This window comes from Pseudoalteromonas sp. RWi3 (assembly GCF_054960735.1).
Genome location: NZ_JBHNYL010000005.1, coordinates 44,701 through 59,338, shown reverse-complemented (window position 1 = coordinate 59,338; position 14,638 = coordinate 44,701). Strand labels below are relative to the sequence as shown.

10 protein-coding genes are annotated in these 14,638 nt (G+C 40.9%); 4 read left to right on the top strand and 6 right to left on the bottom strand.

Annotated elements, in window-relative coordinates:
- Entirely contained in the window at positions 1 to 783 is a 783-nt protein-coding gene (locus ACFI4Z_RS08920; protein WP_462670279.1) for a hypothetical protein, read from the bottom strand.
- A 15-nt stretch (positions 784 to 798) separates the two neighbouring features.
- Entirely contained in the window at positions 799 to 1,269 is a 471-nt protein-coding gene (locus ACFI4Z_RS08915; protein ID WP_462670278.1) for a CreA family protein, read from the bottom strand.
- A gap of 286 nt (positions 1,270 to 1,555) precedes the next feature.
- On the opposite strand from ACFI4Z_RS08915, the gene ACFI4Z_RS08910 reads away from it, so the two are divergent.
- Positions 1,556 to 1,885, top strand: coding sequence for a 5-carboxymethyl-2-hydroxymuconate Delta-isomerase (locus ACFI4Z_RS08910; protein ID WP_462670277.1), 330 nt, complete (start codon positions 1,556 to 1,558; stop codon positions 1,883 to 1,885).
- 55 nt (positions 1,886 to 1,940) lie between these two features.
- Here the strand turns inward: ACFI4Z_RS08910 and ACFI4Z_RS08905 are convergent, their stop codons facing one another.
- Positions 1,941 to 4,067, bottom strand: a complete 2,127-nt coding sequence (locus ACFI4Z_RS08905; protein WP_462670276.1) for a winged helix-turn-helix domain-containing protein — start codon at positions 4,065 to 4,067, stop codon at positions 1,941 to 1,943.
- 327 nt (positions 4,068 to 4,394) lie between these two features.
- Between ACFI4Z_RS08905 and ACFI4Z_RS08900 the strand changes: the two genes are divergently transcribed.
- Positions 4,395 to 7,415, top strand: a complete 3,021-nt coding sequence (locus ACFI4Z_RS08900) for a TonB-dependent receptor domain-containing protein (protein ID WP_462670275.1) — start codon at positions 4,395 to 4,397, stop codon at positions 7,413 to 7,415.
- Positions 7,416 to 7,500: 85 nt separating this feature from the next.
- Here ACFI4Z_RS08900 and zapE read toward each other — a convergent pair whose 3' ends face one another.
- Entirely contained in the window at positions 7,501 to 8,619 is a 1,119-nt protein-coding gene (zapE, locus tag ACFI4Z_RS08895) for a cell division protein ZapE (protein ID WP_462670274.1), read from the bottom strand.
- A gap of 58 nt (positions 8,620 to 8,677) precedes the next feature.
- Here zapE and rsuA point away from each other — a divergent pair, with 58 nt between their 5' ends.
- Together rsuA and ACFI4Z_RS08885 are read left to right on the top strand one after the other, a co-directional pair.
- The gene (gene rsuA, locus ACFI4Z_RS08890; protein ID WP_462670273.1) at positions 8,678 to 9,376 is read left to right on the top strand and encodes a 16S rRNA pseudouridine(516) synthase RsuA; all 699 of its coding nucleotides are present in this window, start codon (positions 8,678 to 8,680) and stop codon (positions 9,374 to 9,376) included.
- 127 nt (positions 9,377 to 9,503) lie between these two features.
- Entirely contained in the window at positions 9,504 to 11,132 is a 1,629-nt protein-coding gene (locus ACFI4Z_RS08885) for a methyl-accepting chemotaxis protein (protein ID WP_462670272.1), read from the top strand.
- Positions 11,133 to 11,190: 58 nt separating this feature from the next.
- On the opposite strand, the gene ACFI4Z_RS08880 is transcribed toward ACFI4Z_RS08885, so the two are convergent.
- On the bottom strand, positions 11,191 to 11,964 hold the full coding sequence (locus ACFI4Z_RS08880) for a YggN family protein (protein ID WP_099294796.1): 774 nt from the start codon (positions 11,962 to 11,964) through the stop codon (positions 11,191 to 11,193).
- A 134-nt stretch (positions 11,965 to 12,098) separates the two neighbouring features.
- A complete protein-coding gene (locus ACFI4Z_RS08875) occupies positions 12,099 to 14,528 on the bottom strand; it encodes a zinc-dependent metalloprotease (protein ID WP_462670271.1) in 2,430 nt (809 codons plus the stop codon).
- Positions 14,529 to 14,638 lie beyond the last annotated feature (110 nt).

Here is a 14,638-nt window from a genome sequence, read left to right as displayed (position 1 = left end):
TTATCCGGCCTTTTTTTCGTCGAGCGCTAGTAAAAGCGGGTTTGCAGTTTCATTTAATAGTGCTTTTATCTCTTTTTGCGCTTTCTTGAATTGGCTACGCAAATGTGGTTTGAGATGCTTTTTAGTGTCGTGGTGGCCTTTAAAGTGACATATTAAAGCGTGCATAAACAAAGTTTGCGACTCAGTTAATGCAGCCTGCCTGTTCGCGTAAGGGTTATAGCACGACCCGCAGCCACCTTTAAACTGATAAACAGTGTTACTCATCATCACACCAAACCCTAAAAAGCATGCAAGCGCATCACTAGCCTGTGGTAAAAACTCTTTCCCGCCAGGAGGCAAAACACCAACATGGTGAATCATGATCGTTGCTAATGTGCCAGCAAAGCTCGCTACCAAATCCTGCGGTTGATTTATTTGGTTTGGATTAAACGAGACATTAATTAAATGCGGCGGTGCAACTATGAGGGAGCTGTTTGATGAGCGTAGCGTGTCAGTAAACTCAAAATGGGGGAACACTTGTGGCTGAAGCTGCGTAGGCCCAACAAGCTGGATTGGCCACGCTTGCATACCCGCATAATCCACAACTCGCTGAAATACTTTGCTAGCCATTTCTTCAATACTGGATACTGGATCAGGAAAAAATTGATGATTCGGTAACACTAACTGTGTTTTATTGATAAAAAACTCGCTGTCAAAATGCTCAACAGCCCACACAAATGTATCGATTAACCATTGTTGTTCTTGTGCGTCTAACAACGGCTTAGATTTAAATAAAGCTAACATAATCAACTCTTAATTTTATTGTTGGGTACTTGCCCATTGCCATGCCTGAGTATTATAAAGCGGCACAGTCGATAAAGCGTGATGATGACTCCCAGTCGATTCTTTAGTTGAATATGAGAGATATAATAACGACCGTGTTTGTGCATCATAAATTCGACGTACTTTTAAAGATTTAAATAAAATACTTTTTGATGATTTAAAAACAACTTCGCCTGACTTGCTTCGGTCAATGTCAGCTAACTGCTCAGCTGTAATAGGACCGGTTTGGCGACATGCAATAGACATATCCGATGGATCTGAAAAATCTAAATTCGCTTCAATATGACTAATATGGCATGTCACCCCGGTGACCAACGGGTCTTGTTGAGAAACTACTTTGATATCTTTCGTTGTAAATAGCCCTAAACTTACAGATGCAGCATCGTCTGAGCACCCAACTTGTAAAGCTAACAACCCCACTAGACTAATTACTTTTAATGATTTCATACCATTCCTTAAATTCAAATGCTGCAACATTAACACCTAAACTGTGTGCTCTACGGTTACATTTTTGTAATTGCTATGTTTCAATAATAACTGAAATATTCTTCGACAACGAGCGGCATTATGATGAAAAAAACAAACACTGTTTAATAAGTCTATTGCCGTTTTATTTGGAACCCATAAGGTTGCCACTATAGTTAATGATGAGTGATGCTTATGCATTTTAACGACGGCGCTTTTAATCAATTTCAAACCTGTGTATTTATTTACCGCTTTTAAGGAATTTGCAATGCCTCATATAGTGATTGAACATTCTGAAGATTTACCTCTATTACCTCAAGTCTTAGTAAATAAAGTACACCAGACCACGTTTGAAAGTGGTTTGTTTGAGCTTTCGACAATTAAAACTCGCGCCATTGCATATCAGCACTATCAGCTAGGCGAAGGTAAAGATGGCTTTATTTATATAGCGGCCTACATAATGGCTGGTAGAAGTACAGAAGACAAACAGCGCTTAAGTGAAAGCTTACTTAATTGTTTACGTACTTATTGTATGGAATCATATAGTTTAAGCGTTAATGTTTACGAAAACAGTAGCGAAACTTACCGTAAATGCTAATGCGATAGTTTGATAAAAATTAAGAAATTACCTAGGCACTAAAAGGTTTATTCACTTATGGTAGGTACTCAGCTTTAATGCGCTTAATATCTATTTGAGGTGACTTGTATGATGTGTAAATCAACCAATCTAGCTGCGAAACATAAGTTAAACCTGATGAGCGACTAAATGCCCGCTCAGGCAAGCGCATCACATCATGGTGCTGTTTAGTTTGTAAGTTATAAGCACTTAGTCGGTAATCCCCCTGATTAACATTAAAATAAAACACTCTATCGGGTTTGCTATCTGTTCCTTGGGCATAATGCCAACCAACGCGGTTAGATAAATTGATCGACTCAATTAACACCTTTTCTTCACCTGTATCGTGATGTTTTATCCATAACTGCGTTGCTTTTGGATTGGCAAAAATAAGATCTTGCTTAGCCGTTTCAATAGCATAATTAGCGGGTTGCTCTATTATTTTGCCTAAGTTTTCCCCCTGAATATTCAGACGATAAATATACCCATTGTTAGATACCAGCACGCTTTGATTATCAGCTGACCATGCAGGCTTACCATAACTATCAAAACCACTTTGCAAAGGTTTACTATTTAATTGTTTTTGGAAGTCATAAATAAATAGCTCACTCTTGTCTTCAATATTTGCTATATAGGCAATATAACGACCATCAAAAGACCACACTGGGCTATATACACTGGCTTTTAGGTGACTTAACTGAGCTCGATTTGTGCCATCTGGGTTAGCAACCCATAATTCGGTGTCCCCTGACTCATTTGAAATAAACGCTATTTTATTTTGCGCCTCATTATAATCGGCATAGCGCATATTAAAATGCGTTGATAAAACAGGAAAAGGCGAACTCACTATTGAGTCATTTACTTCTATACGCATAAGAGCTGAATCAATATGCCATTGATGAAAATACAAATCTCCTTGCGCGGTGAATTCAGGATAGCTAAGACCTTTTACTTTCATATCAGTGACCATCTGAGTATCAAAGTTATAAAGGTAACCTCGACGCTCATCTTGCTTTACCGCTGAAAACACTAATTGATCTTTAAATGGATGCCAATCCATACCACGAATATCCAAAAAGCCATTAGTTAGTTCGTGTGCATTGCCGGTTGCAATATCCACTAAGAATAGATTTTCATTCCCAGTGGGGAAATTGCGTGAGACAACAAGCTGTTTTGCATCGGGGGAGAAAATCACTGATTCGTCAATGAAATGGCATTCTCCCAAACACGGAATCTTTTTTATATTTTTTTTATCTGAGGTTAAATTAAGAATATTAAGTTCTGTTCTAACGCGCCCTTTACTCACTTGCTCACTAATAAAAACCAGCTCAGTTCCCGAATAATTTACATCAAGATCGGTGGCGCTGCTCGCAGGACAAGATGCCAACACCGAAATCTCGCCTGTTGCGATAATATGCTCTACAACCTCACACGTACTTGCTGCGATGCGTCGATAATAATAAAGACGCTGTAAGTCAGGGCTAAAAACGGTTCTGCCCTCCACGTAATCTGTATTTGTAAGCGATTTCACCGCCTGCTCTGGCGAAAATAAATCGCGCAAATATAAATTTGTTGGCTTACCAGGCCGACGCCAAGAGTACGCCATAAAATGCTCATCACTCGAAACGGCTGGATAAAGCTCTCGACCAGGGCTTGTTGTAACCGTTTCAATATAATCAGTAAGTAAAAAAGTAGACGACACGAGAGGCTGCTCTTTGTGCGAAAACAGCCAATGCTGGCTTGCCCAAAAAGCCACGACTGCAACTAAAGTTAATGCAGCTGTAGCTAGCCTAAACGTTGAAAGCAAGGGCGCTTTATTTTGTGTAGATTGTGTATCTTCAATGAGGGTCGGCGCTATTGTTAACCGGTAGCCTGTTTTTCGCAGTGTTTCTATGTAGGTATTGTTTGGGTCCAGCTCTTTAAAAGATTTTCGTAAGTGCCAAATTGCATTAGTTAATGCTTTTTCACCGACAAAATAATTGCCATCCCATACTTCTTCAATCAATTCTTCACGGGTTATCGCATTTGGATAACGCGATGCTAAGACTGACAATAATTCGATAAATTTAGGCTGCAAAACTATTTCAACATCCGCATATGTCAGCTTATTTTCAAGCACAGAGACATGACACTGATCTAATAAAAACGGTTTTTTAGTATCCATATATGAAAGCAATCACCTAATTCAGAAGTCTAGAAGGATAACCTTATAGTTGAACAAAAAGCAAAAATATGGGTTTAAGGTAAAGAATATTAAAACAAGAATCAAGCAATATAAAAACACAACATATTGTTTTTAAATGAATAGATATTAAATAGATGTAAAATAGGGATATAAACGAGACACCTCTCATTGTACTTTGATTCACGATTCCATAAAACATGTAACGAATAAAGCCCACCAGCTACTGTGTTAATGAAATGCTTTGAACTGCCCTTCAACCGCTTAACACAGTGGCTTTTATAAAATAAAAAAATGTAAGGGAAATCTGTGAGCAACATATCAACAAGAAAATGTGCATTGGCACTTGCTATAACAGCAAGTTTTTCAAGTCATACCATTGCAAATACCGCAGAAATTGAGAGAACATCACCCAGTAAGCAAATAAGCGAAGCAGCCCCTGAGGCACCGGAAAAAATCGTTGTAACAGGTTCTCGTCTAAAAAGAGATAGTTTTTCAATTGCAACGCCACTTGTCACTATGGATAGAGACGCAATTGAAGACACGGGTCTCACAAACCTAGCTGATATCTTGGTTGAGAATATGCCTGCTTTGACTGAAAGCATTGGTAATACAACCAGCCAATCGAGTGTATCTGTAACGGGTTTATCAACCATTCAACTGCGTGATCTGGGTGCAAACCGCACATTAACATTAATCGATGGCCGTCGCGTTGTCTCAAATAGCTACAGCGGGAACTATGTTAGTTTAAACACTATTCCAAGTGGTATGGTGGAACGCGTTGAGGTGATCAGTGGTGGCGCATCGGCAACCTATGGCGCAGATGCTGTTGCAGGTGTTGTAAACATTATTACCCAATCGAAAAAAGAAGGGTTCGATTTTAAAGCTCGTGCTGGTGAAACCACAGATGGTGGCGGTAAAGAATTCACCCTAGATTTGAATTATGGTGATTCATTTGCAGATGACAGAGGCTATGCCTACCTCAGTGTAAACTGGGATCGTGATTTTGGTATGAGCTTTTATGACCGAAAACGCGCCCAAATAGAAGATTCATATTCTTATGATGATGATGAGATGTGTAATCAAATGCGCACATCATCAGGCCTGCAATGTATGCGTGACATCACCCAAGCTGATTGGGTAAGCAAAAGCGATGGCACGCTAGGTGGAGTATTTTTAGAGAATAGCCGCAACGACACCCAGTTTTGGTATGACGGCCAAACGCTTCGTGATGACTGGAAAGGCAACGAAGAAATTTACGGCATAAACTCTAGACAGTATGTAAAACTTGATGTTCCAAGTGATAACTTTTCTACAGCCATAAAGGTTGATTTTGATTTAACTGACGACATCATGTTGTATGGCCAAATTCAATACAGTGACAGCGGTTCATTTAATGATAAGTCACCTGAAGATGAATATGAAAGTGCTTATGTTCCTCGCTTTGACCCTGTAACGGGTGAGCCTGCTGGTGATGTTAGACCGGGATACATCCCACTTGATAACCCATATGTACCGCAAGAAATTTTAGATGCAAACCCTTATAAAGATCGTATTTATTGGGATCGCCGCTTTGGTGAAGTAGGTAATATCAACACCGATAACAGCAGAAAGACCATTCGTAGTTGGGCAGGCCTTCAAGGTACTTTATTCAATAACGAGTGGGATTGGGATATCTCAGCAAGCTATGGTCGCTTTACGCAACACCAAGCGCGTAACAACGAACTTAATACAGTAAAACTTAACCAAGCACTGCAAGCTGAACAACTTGCTGATGGCACCATTCAATGTAAGGACGCAGATGCCCGTGCCGCTGGCTGTGTTCCAATTAACCTATTTGGTGAAGGTTCAATTACACCAGCAATGGCAGATTGGATTCGAACGACACCGATTATAGATACCGAAATAGAGCAATACGGCATGGTAGGCTATATCTCTGGTGACTTATTTGAACTGCCAGCAGGGGCTGTTTCGGCTGTATTTGGTGGTGAATACCGTAAAGATTCACAAGACTTAAAAACCAGCGACGATATGAAAGCCGGTGGCATTACGTTTAACTACGTGCCGAACTTTTATGGCGAAGTTGACGTATATGAAGCATTTGCAGAACTCGCCGTGCCATTATTAAAAGATGCACCGCTAGCTAAAAACTTAAGTGCTGAAACCTCGCTACGCCTCGCTAATTACAGTATGGAAAATGTAGGCACAGTAGCCAGTTATAAACTGGGTGTATTTTGGGAGCCTATCAGCGGTTACGCATTTAGAGCTAACTATGCTCGCGCACAACGCGCTCCAACTATTACAGAGCTTATGTCACCTGAACGTGGCGATTACGATAGCTACTCTGATATTTGTGATGGTCTAACAGCCACATCAACTAAACCAGGACATGACAGTTGCCGACAGGAGCCGGCATTTAAGGCCTTACTTGCAGAGGATGCTGACTTTGCCTTTGAAGATGAGAACAATGCCTACTCCCCGGGTGCTGGTAACAAAGAACTAAAAGAAGAAACCGCAGATACCTATACGTTTGGTTTAACACTTGCACCTGAGTTTATCGATAACTTTAGGCTGGCTGTGGACTATTATGACATAGCGATTGTTGATGCCATTTCAACCATCAGTAACGAAAACATTCTGCGTGAGTGCTATGACTCGGATGTCTCATGGGGTGATGATAATGTCTTTTGTAATGATGTAACGCGTAATGATGAAGGTAACATCACTAAAATTTTACAACGCCAATACAACTTAGATGAACTCACTGCGCGTGGCTATGATGTAGTAGCGCAATATAAGTTTGATGTTGATGGCGTAGGATCATTTGCTGTTAAAGCTGATTATAATCATGTAATCGAAAACTCACAGACTTATCAAAGTGATGATGGCAGTTATATCACAAGCCATTATGCGGGCTATGGGAGTAGCAAAGATAAAGCAACGCTCTCTTTGACATGGCGCAATGATGATGTACGCGTACGTTGGAGCACCAACTTCCTTGGTTCATTTAAAGCAAGTCAGAGCTTAGAAGAAGATTGGCAAGAGTATATGGCAGCGAATGACGAGCGTTGTGCAGCTCAAGAAGAAAGCTGTATCGCTAACCCTGAGCCATTGAAGTACCAAAACTATGGGTCATTTATGAAACATAATATATCAGCGTCTTATAGCATGAGCTTGCAAGAGCAAGGTGATTTACGCGTATTTGGTGGCATCAAGAATGTATTTAACGACAAAGGAGCTTTCTACCCGTATGGCCGAGGTAACTATTACTCTGGTTATGGCGGTGGTAAAGGACGCTATATTTATCTAGGCGCTGAATACAGCTTTTAAAAGCATAACCTATGGTTAATGCCCGTTAACCATATCCCTACTAGGTTGTTAGCAAAGGCACGCTTCATTAGAACGTGCCTTTTTTCTATTCCCAATACTGCATTTCAACTAAACGTGATGCTGTTCTGGCGAACTCAAAGGCGAGTTTTTTTCCTTGATATAACTGCTCAATATGCGTTTGAGCGCTGAGTACTAATAATGTGCCACGGTCGTAACACTCATCAACAAGCGCAATGAACCGTCGCGCTTCGTCATCTAAATAATGATCGTTGTGTGCTTGATGTTCCCGCTGATAGCTATCCTCAATACCATGCACAATTCGTTTTGATGTCATCCCTTGCCCCATTACAGGAATGTTTACTACATATACTCGCGAATAACTGTTCGCTAATTCAATGTAATCATAAGTGCTACGCGTACCGGAACACAGCGCCATGAAATCAAACATAATTGCATTATTACTTTGCATCAAATAACACACTGGTCGTCCTAAAATAGTAACAGTTTGATTTTCCACTATAGGTTTTTTACCACTGAACATTTTGAAATCAGCAATAATTTTTTGTAGATCATGCGGGCAAATAAAATGATTTAATTGGCGACCAAAGCGAAACCGATGATCGCACTCCCCCGCCACATCAATCACATTACAATGACGCTCCAATAGCGCAATACACGGTAAAAATCGAGCCCGTTGTAACCCATTAAAATAGAGCTGCTGTGGATGACAGTTTGATGTAGCAACCAACACAACCCCTTGAGAAAATAATGCTTTGAACAATCCCGACATAATCATCGCATCGCCAATATCGCTGACAAAAAACTCATCAAAACATAATACGCGGATGCTTTTAGCCCACCGTTTAGCAATAATCGTAAGCGGATTTTTACTTCCTTGCAGGCTATTTAACTGACTATGTATTTGTGCCATAAAGCGGTGAAAGTGCAATCGCTGTTTTTTTTCAGTAGGGAGTTGCTGATAAAATAAATCCATCAGCATTGATTTTCCTCGTCCCACTGGGCCATGTAAATAAACTCCTTTGCATTGTGGTTTAGCATGCCACCACGCAGACTTACGGCTCAGCGTTTCTGCAAGTTGTTGTAATGCATTAACGGCCTGTAATTGCGCTCTATCCTGTTGTAATTTCCCAGCCTCTAATTGCTGATTGTAGGCGGCTAATATTTGTATCTGTGACACTGTCATGGTGGCTTACTATCGGCTATACTCGCCGCCATTGTAGCCGACAGAAAATGGGAACCCAATGAAATTTCCTTGCCGTTTAGATAAATTTATTAGCCACCTAGCACAAATTCCCCGTAGTAAAGCAAAAGCGCAAATCAAACAAAAAAATGTAATGATCAATGATTTGATTGTCACTGCCTTTGATTATCCCATTGCGCAAGCTGATCAGGTAATGCTAAATGATGAGCCCCTCACTTATCTTGGTAAACGCTACTTCATGCTTAATAAGCCTGTAGGTTATGTATGTGCGAACGTTGATGAGCTACACCCCACCGTTTTTGATTTATTGGATGAGCCTAATATGAATGATTTTCATGTTGCTGGGCGATTAGACATTGATACTACGGGCTTAGTACTCATCACCAACGATGGCGATTGGTCGCATAAAATTACTTCGCCCAAACACAATAAATTTAAAACTTACCTCGTCGAAACCCAAGAACCACTTAGCGAAGAAGCGCTTGAACAGTTACGTCACGGGGTACAATTACATAACGAGAAAGACCTGACACGCCCTGCCATTGCTGAGTTAATAGCCAGCTACAGTTTGCGCCTTTCAATAAGCGAAGGTAAATATCACCAAGTTAAACGTATGCTTGCTGCTGTAGATAATAAAGTTGTTGAATTGCATAGAGAAAAAATTGCAAATATTGAGCTTGATAGCACACTTGAAAGCGGTGAGTACCGTCAACTAACGGCTGCTGAAATCGCGCTATAAACTTACCTCTTTTGGAAACTTGAGTAAATATCACGTCCAAAACCTATGTTATTGTTAATTATAACTAACAACTGGCCGATAAACGTGGTAGAAAATTAATGTCATAAAAATTAATAAGGGGCTTACCATGCTGTCGGGTCTAGCATTAAGAACGAAAATTATCCTCTTCGCAGGAGCTATGTTTATAGCACTCAATACAATTGCGTTACTCGGCTTACAGTCACTACGCCACGCGAGTGAGAGCGATAACATTGCGCGCATCAACCAACTCATGAAAAGCACCACAAACATTGTTGAACAATTCGAGCTACTCGCTAAAACACAGCAGCTCTCTGAACAACAAGCCCGCGAATTTGCAACACAAATGTTACGTGAAAATAAATACCACGATTCTGAATACGTTTATGTCGTAAATGATAAACTTAATTTTATTGCCACGCCGCATGATCCACAACTTCACGGTACTAGCTTTAATGATTTTAAAGATGCAAACGGCAACAGTATTGGCCGAATGGTAGAGTCGCTTGTAGGCAACCAAACCAATAAGATTATCACTTACCACTGGGATTCAGTGCGCGATGGTGAAACAGTCGATTTGACCTCTGTAGTACAGAAAACGCCTTACTTTGGCTGGTACGTTGGCACTGGTATTAGCGCCAAAGAAGTCAACGCACGTTATTGGGATACAGCAAGTTGGCTGCTTGGGCTGTCATTAATCATTGCTATTGTACTGACAATTGCGATTGCTCGCTTTGGTATATCTTTAAGTAACGCACTTGGTGGTGAAGTAAATCAAGTTATTGATATAGTTAAACAAGTATCAAGAGGTAATTTAGACTCTCACATCCGAAGCGATGCACCAGCCGAGAGTATTATCGCAGCAATGCAATATATGCAGCAGGGTTTGCGAGGCGTAGTCGGCGGTATTAAAGATGTGACTGACAGCCTTAAAAATCAAAGTGTTGATAATGAATCCCGCTCGATAGAACTTGATAAATTAACGCGAAGCTTGAACGAAGAAACCCACATGGTTGCTTCCGCTATTACAGAGCTGACCGCTTCTGCTCAAACTGTTGTAGAACATGCAGAACAAGCCGCGCATTCAGTTCAAGAAGCTGAAAACCAAGGCCAAAGTGCCAGCCACTTAACCACTGAGGCTGCGAACACCATTGCGTTATTAGAGCAACAAATTGACAGCGCTGGTAATAACATCCAAGTTCTTGATGATGAAGTAAATAATATTGCTAACGTGCTAAGTGTAATTCAAGGGATTGCAGAGCAAACAAATCTACTCGCCTTAAACGCAGCTATTGAAGCTGCCCGTGCCGGCGAACAAGGCCGCGGCTTTGCCGTTGTTGCAGATGAAGTGCGACAACTCGCCCAGCGCACTCAATCAAGCACTGAAGAGATCCACACCATGATTGGCAAGCTACAATCAGCCACCCAAGATGCTAAAACATCAGTGAACTTAAGCATTACGACCAGTGAGCAAACTGTTGCTAAATCGAAAGACGCCAGTGAAGAATTACAACGCGTGGCCTCTTCGCTCAGTGCAATTGCGCAAATGAGTCACCAAATTGCTATCGCGGCGAAAGAACAACTTGATGCAGGTGAAGATACAGCCAAACGGATTGTGACAATTTCAGATACCGCTTCACAAACAGCGAATGTATCTCATCAAGCTCACGCGGCGACTGATTTAATAAAAGGTTTAACGAATGATTTAGAAGCGCAAACAGGTAAATTTAAATCTTAATCATCAACTTCCCTGAAAAGCCCGTACTCGTTTGCGGGCTTTTTTATTAGGTCAGAAATTACGATTTTATTTGCACTAAATCAAAATCGGCAAGATCTGGCACAATCGTTTGTAAGCGCGATTCTGTTATATCTAACGAATTTAAACACTCACAATATTCTGAGGCTTTAAGCTCTAATTGGTGAGCTTTTTTTTGTAATGATTTATCAATTTCTTTAGAGATAATATCCATTCGCTGGCCCATATCGTTAATGCGATCCTCGATATTCCCTTCACGCGATTTAAATGCATCACCCAGTGAGACTAAGATAGCCCCTAATGAACCGTGCACGGCAGAATGGATTTTTTTACTGATCTCTTCAGTAAAGAAATCATCGATTTTAGACAACGACTGTGGGGCAATAAAAAAGAAGTCGTCACCACGCTTAAATTTATCCATCAATGCGCGCTCAACGTATTGTAACTGGGTTTTAAGCACTTCAGGTTCTTTGTCTGACATACCTTCAACAACTTGCTCAATTGCGCTCAAACCTAAGTTCACACCATCAGTAGCAAGTTCAACAAGCTCTGGAACAGTATCTCTAATTCCTTTACTAAATTGCGCAAGAACTTGGCTTTCTTCAGTGCTTAAATCTATCCAATAACCTCGAATAAATAACTGATTGTTATTATTTATTTGTACCCGAGTTTGGCCTTTATCCACAATGCGAATTACATCATCAGTAATTATAAGGCCATGGCTGAGTTCAACCTCACATTGGGCTTGGGCAAAGGCAAAGGAACTTGAAAGTGCTACAGATAACGCCAATATCGAGCGAGATAAAAACGCCATAAACACCTCAAAAAGACTAAAAATGGAAGGCCAGTAGGTTAACAAAAAACCATTTTTATGCAAGTGAAATGGTAGGCGCGATTTGACATCGCGCATGGATGCTTCAAGTGCGCGGGATAAACCCGCGCTTATATTTAAATGGGTGAACCAGGTGGGATTGGTAAAACTTTAAAGTTTGAAGGCCACTCTCCTGATGCTAAAAATTGCTTTATTTGCTCAGATAAATACTGCTTAAATGCACTTTCACCGATACTCACACTGCCAAGTAGCGAACGCTGCTGATAATCATCACTTAACTTGACTAAGTAATAACGCAACTGAGCCTGCACTTCAGGATCCACATCATGGCTAACAGCAAGATCTGCAAATTGTTTTGCCGTTAACAACTGCACGCGCTGATTTATCTTAGCTGCCATGCCTGTTTGCTGCGCGCTTTCAAATATGTGCTCATATATTTGCGCAAGCATTTCATCAAATGTAAAAAAGTCACCACTACGAGCTTGTTGCTGCGCAAGACGGTTTAAGCGCTGACTATTTAGCATTAACGATAAACTGTGATTTGCAGCCACCTCAGGTAAGGCCATCGCATCGAGTGTTAAGCCTGTACGACCGACAATACTTTCACGGCTTTTTGACTCACCGTATGCTTTAGGTGGTATCAGTGCCAATATATGCTCAGGTAACATTAAATTTTCGGCTGTTAATGTACTTAACATGGCATTGAGCGCTTGCTGTTGTAATGATTTACTCACTACTTGAGCCCCTTTTACGGCCTCATCACTGCGTACTTCGTAGTCATAATCAACACCGGCAATCAATTTAACAACCGACTCAACTTGGTAACGGTGAAATAAATACAAAGGCACCAGCATTTCTTCAAGTTGAGATAAAGCCGTGCCTGTTTTTATATTCTTGATACCAAAATTAGCCAATGCGTATTTACGTACTTCTAGAACACGGGCTAACTCTTCACTCGGTGATGCACCATTATCCCAAAGATGAGCAGTAGGGTGAGCGCCACCTTTAGGGCGGGCGTCGCTATCAGAGATAAACTCCAATCCTTTGGCTTTATTTTGCGCCAAAATAGCTGCAAGCTCCGCACTTTCATCAAAACCGGTAAAATCACTGTAGCCATATTTAATGACCTGTGTGTCCCATTGACCCATGCCATGCGCATATCCACGACTGACATCTAGCTTACCTTTATCGTTAAAGCTTAATAACGGGTGAGGGTAATCCATAACCGATGAACGGTCTGCCACTGAGGCAGAGAAATTATGGGCAATACCTAGTGTATGGCCTATTTCATGAGCACTGAGTTGGCGAATACGATCCAACGCCATAGCTTGCAAGGCTTTAGTCACTTCATTGCCATTTATATATGGCGCTGCAAGTGCTTCTGCAATTAAAATATCTTGGCGAACACGTAATGAGCCTAATGTAACGTGGCCCTTTAAAATTTCACCTGTACGAGGGTCAATCACTGAGCTGCCATACGACCAACCTCGTGTTGCACGATGAACCCATTGAATCACGTTGTATCGAATATCCATCGGGTCTGCGTTATCTGGTAATACTTTAATAATAAATGCATTTTTGTATCCTGCTGCTGCAAAAGCGTCATTCCACCATTGACCACCTTCAAGTAAAGCGGTTTTAACAGGCTCCGGGACACCTGGGTCTAAATAGTACGTAATAGGTTTTACCGGTTCACTGATTGGTAGTGAAGGGTCTTTTTTAGCAAGACGGTGACGTGGAATATAACGCACTAACATTGAATCACTCAACGGCGCCGCGTAATCTTTATGTTCAATACTCCAGTAACCTGATTGAGGATGAAATTTACGAGGTGTGTAGTTATCATCAGGTAGTTCAATTAATGAATGGTGCATATGAACCGTCAACGCATAAGGGTCTGCGCTGACTTGGCGGATATACTTACCCGGCTTGCTCCCTTTAAAGGTAAGCACAGCTTCTAGCTCAGTGTTTTTCATAAAGGCTTTAGAACGCGGCATATACACTGCACTGCGGCTCTCATCTAGACTAAAGCTACCTTGTTTACGAGCAGCTAAGGTGCGGCTAACACCGTGAACATCGCTCAGTAAGTACGGGGTATAATCAATTAAAACAGCTTTCGGGCTTTGTGCCACTACTTTAAAGCCCGCTAAAATACTTGATGCAAACGCCTCTTGAATACTTTTTTTCTCAGCCTTGTTTGTTGTATTAGCACGGTAATACGTGTTGATTGCTCTGAGCATCACTTTGTCACCAAAGCGCTCAAACTTTACTAAGTGAGTATTGCCTAACTGACCACGGTCGAGGCCAATATCATTCGAGCCAACACCGTAAGGTAAGCTTTGTTGTAGTAAAAATTGCTGCTCTAGCTTATCTACTTTTAAATAGACTTTGCCATTTTCGGTATCGTAAAAGAATGAAAAATAGCCAGGAAAATGATTCATTTGTGCAGTAAAATCATTTATAGACTTAATTGCTGCGTGCGCTTGAGTTATCATAGTCATCAGCACAGTAAAGAGTATGTAACGTATCAATGGTATTTTTTGCATAATCTTATCTTTGTTATTCGCGTTTTAAATAAGCTTTAAGGTGGTTCTAGTATAGGATATCAGCTTTAAAATACAGTTATTTAAGACGAAATTCAGCGCTAGCTTTGATG

Bases quoted from the DNA above. Each gene is read 5' to 3' on its own strand.
- ACFI4Z_RS08910 (WP_462670277.1), top strand. From the start codon at position 1,556: ATGCCTCATATAGTGATTGAACATTCTGAAGATTTACCTCTATTACCT.
- ACFI4Z_RS08880 (WP_099294796.1), bottom strand. From the start codon at position 11,964: ATGGCGTTTTTATCTCGCTCGATATTGGCGTTATCTGTAGCACTTTCA.
- zapE (WP_462670274.1), bottom strand. From the start codon at position 8,619: ATGACAGTGTCACAGATACAAATATTAGCCGCCTACAATCAGCAATTA.
- ACFI4Z_RS08885 (WP_462670272.1), top strand. From the start codon at position 9,504: ATGCTGTCGGGTCTAGCATTAAGAACGAAAATTATCCTCTTCGCAGGA.
- ACFI4Z_RS08920 (WP_462670279.1), bottom strand. From the start codon at position 783: ATGTTAGCTTTATTTAAATCTAAGCCGTTGTTAGACGCACAAGAACAA.
- ACFI4Z_RS08905 (WP_462670276.1), bottom strand. From the start codon at position 4,067: ATGGATACTAAAAAACCGTTTTTATTAGATCAGTGTCATGTCTCTGTG.
- ACFI4Z_RS08875 (WP_462670271.1), bottom strand. From the start codon at position 14,528: ATGCAAAAAATACCATTGATACGTTACATACTCTTTACTGTGCTGATG.
- ACFI4Z_RS08915 (WP_462670278.1), bottom strand. From the start codon at position 1,269: ATGAAATCATTAAAAGTAATTAGTCTAGTGGGGTTGTTAGCTTTACAA.
- rsuA (WP_462670273.1), top strand. From the start codon at position 8,678: ATGAAATTTCCTTGCCGTTTAGATAAATTTATTAGCCACCTAGCACAA.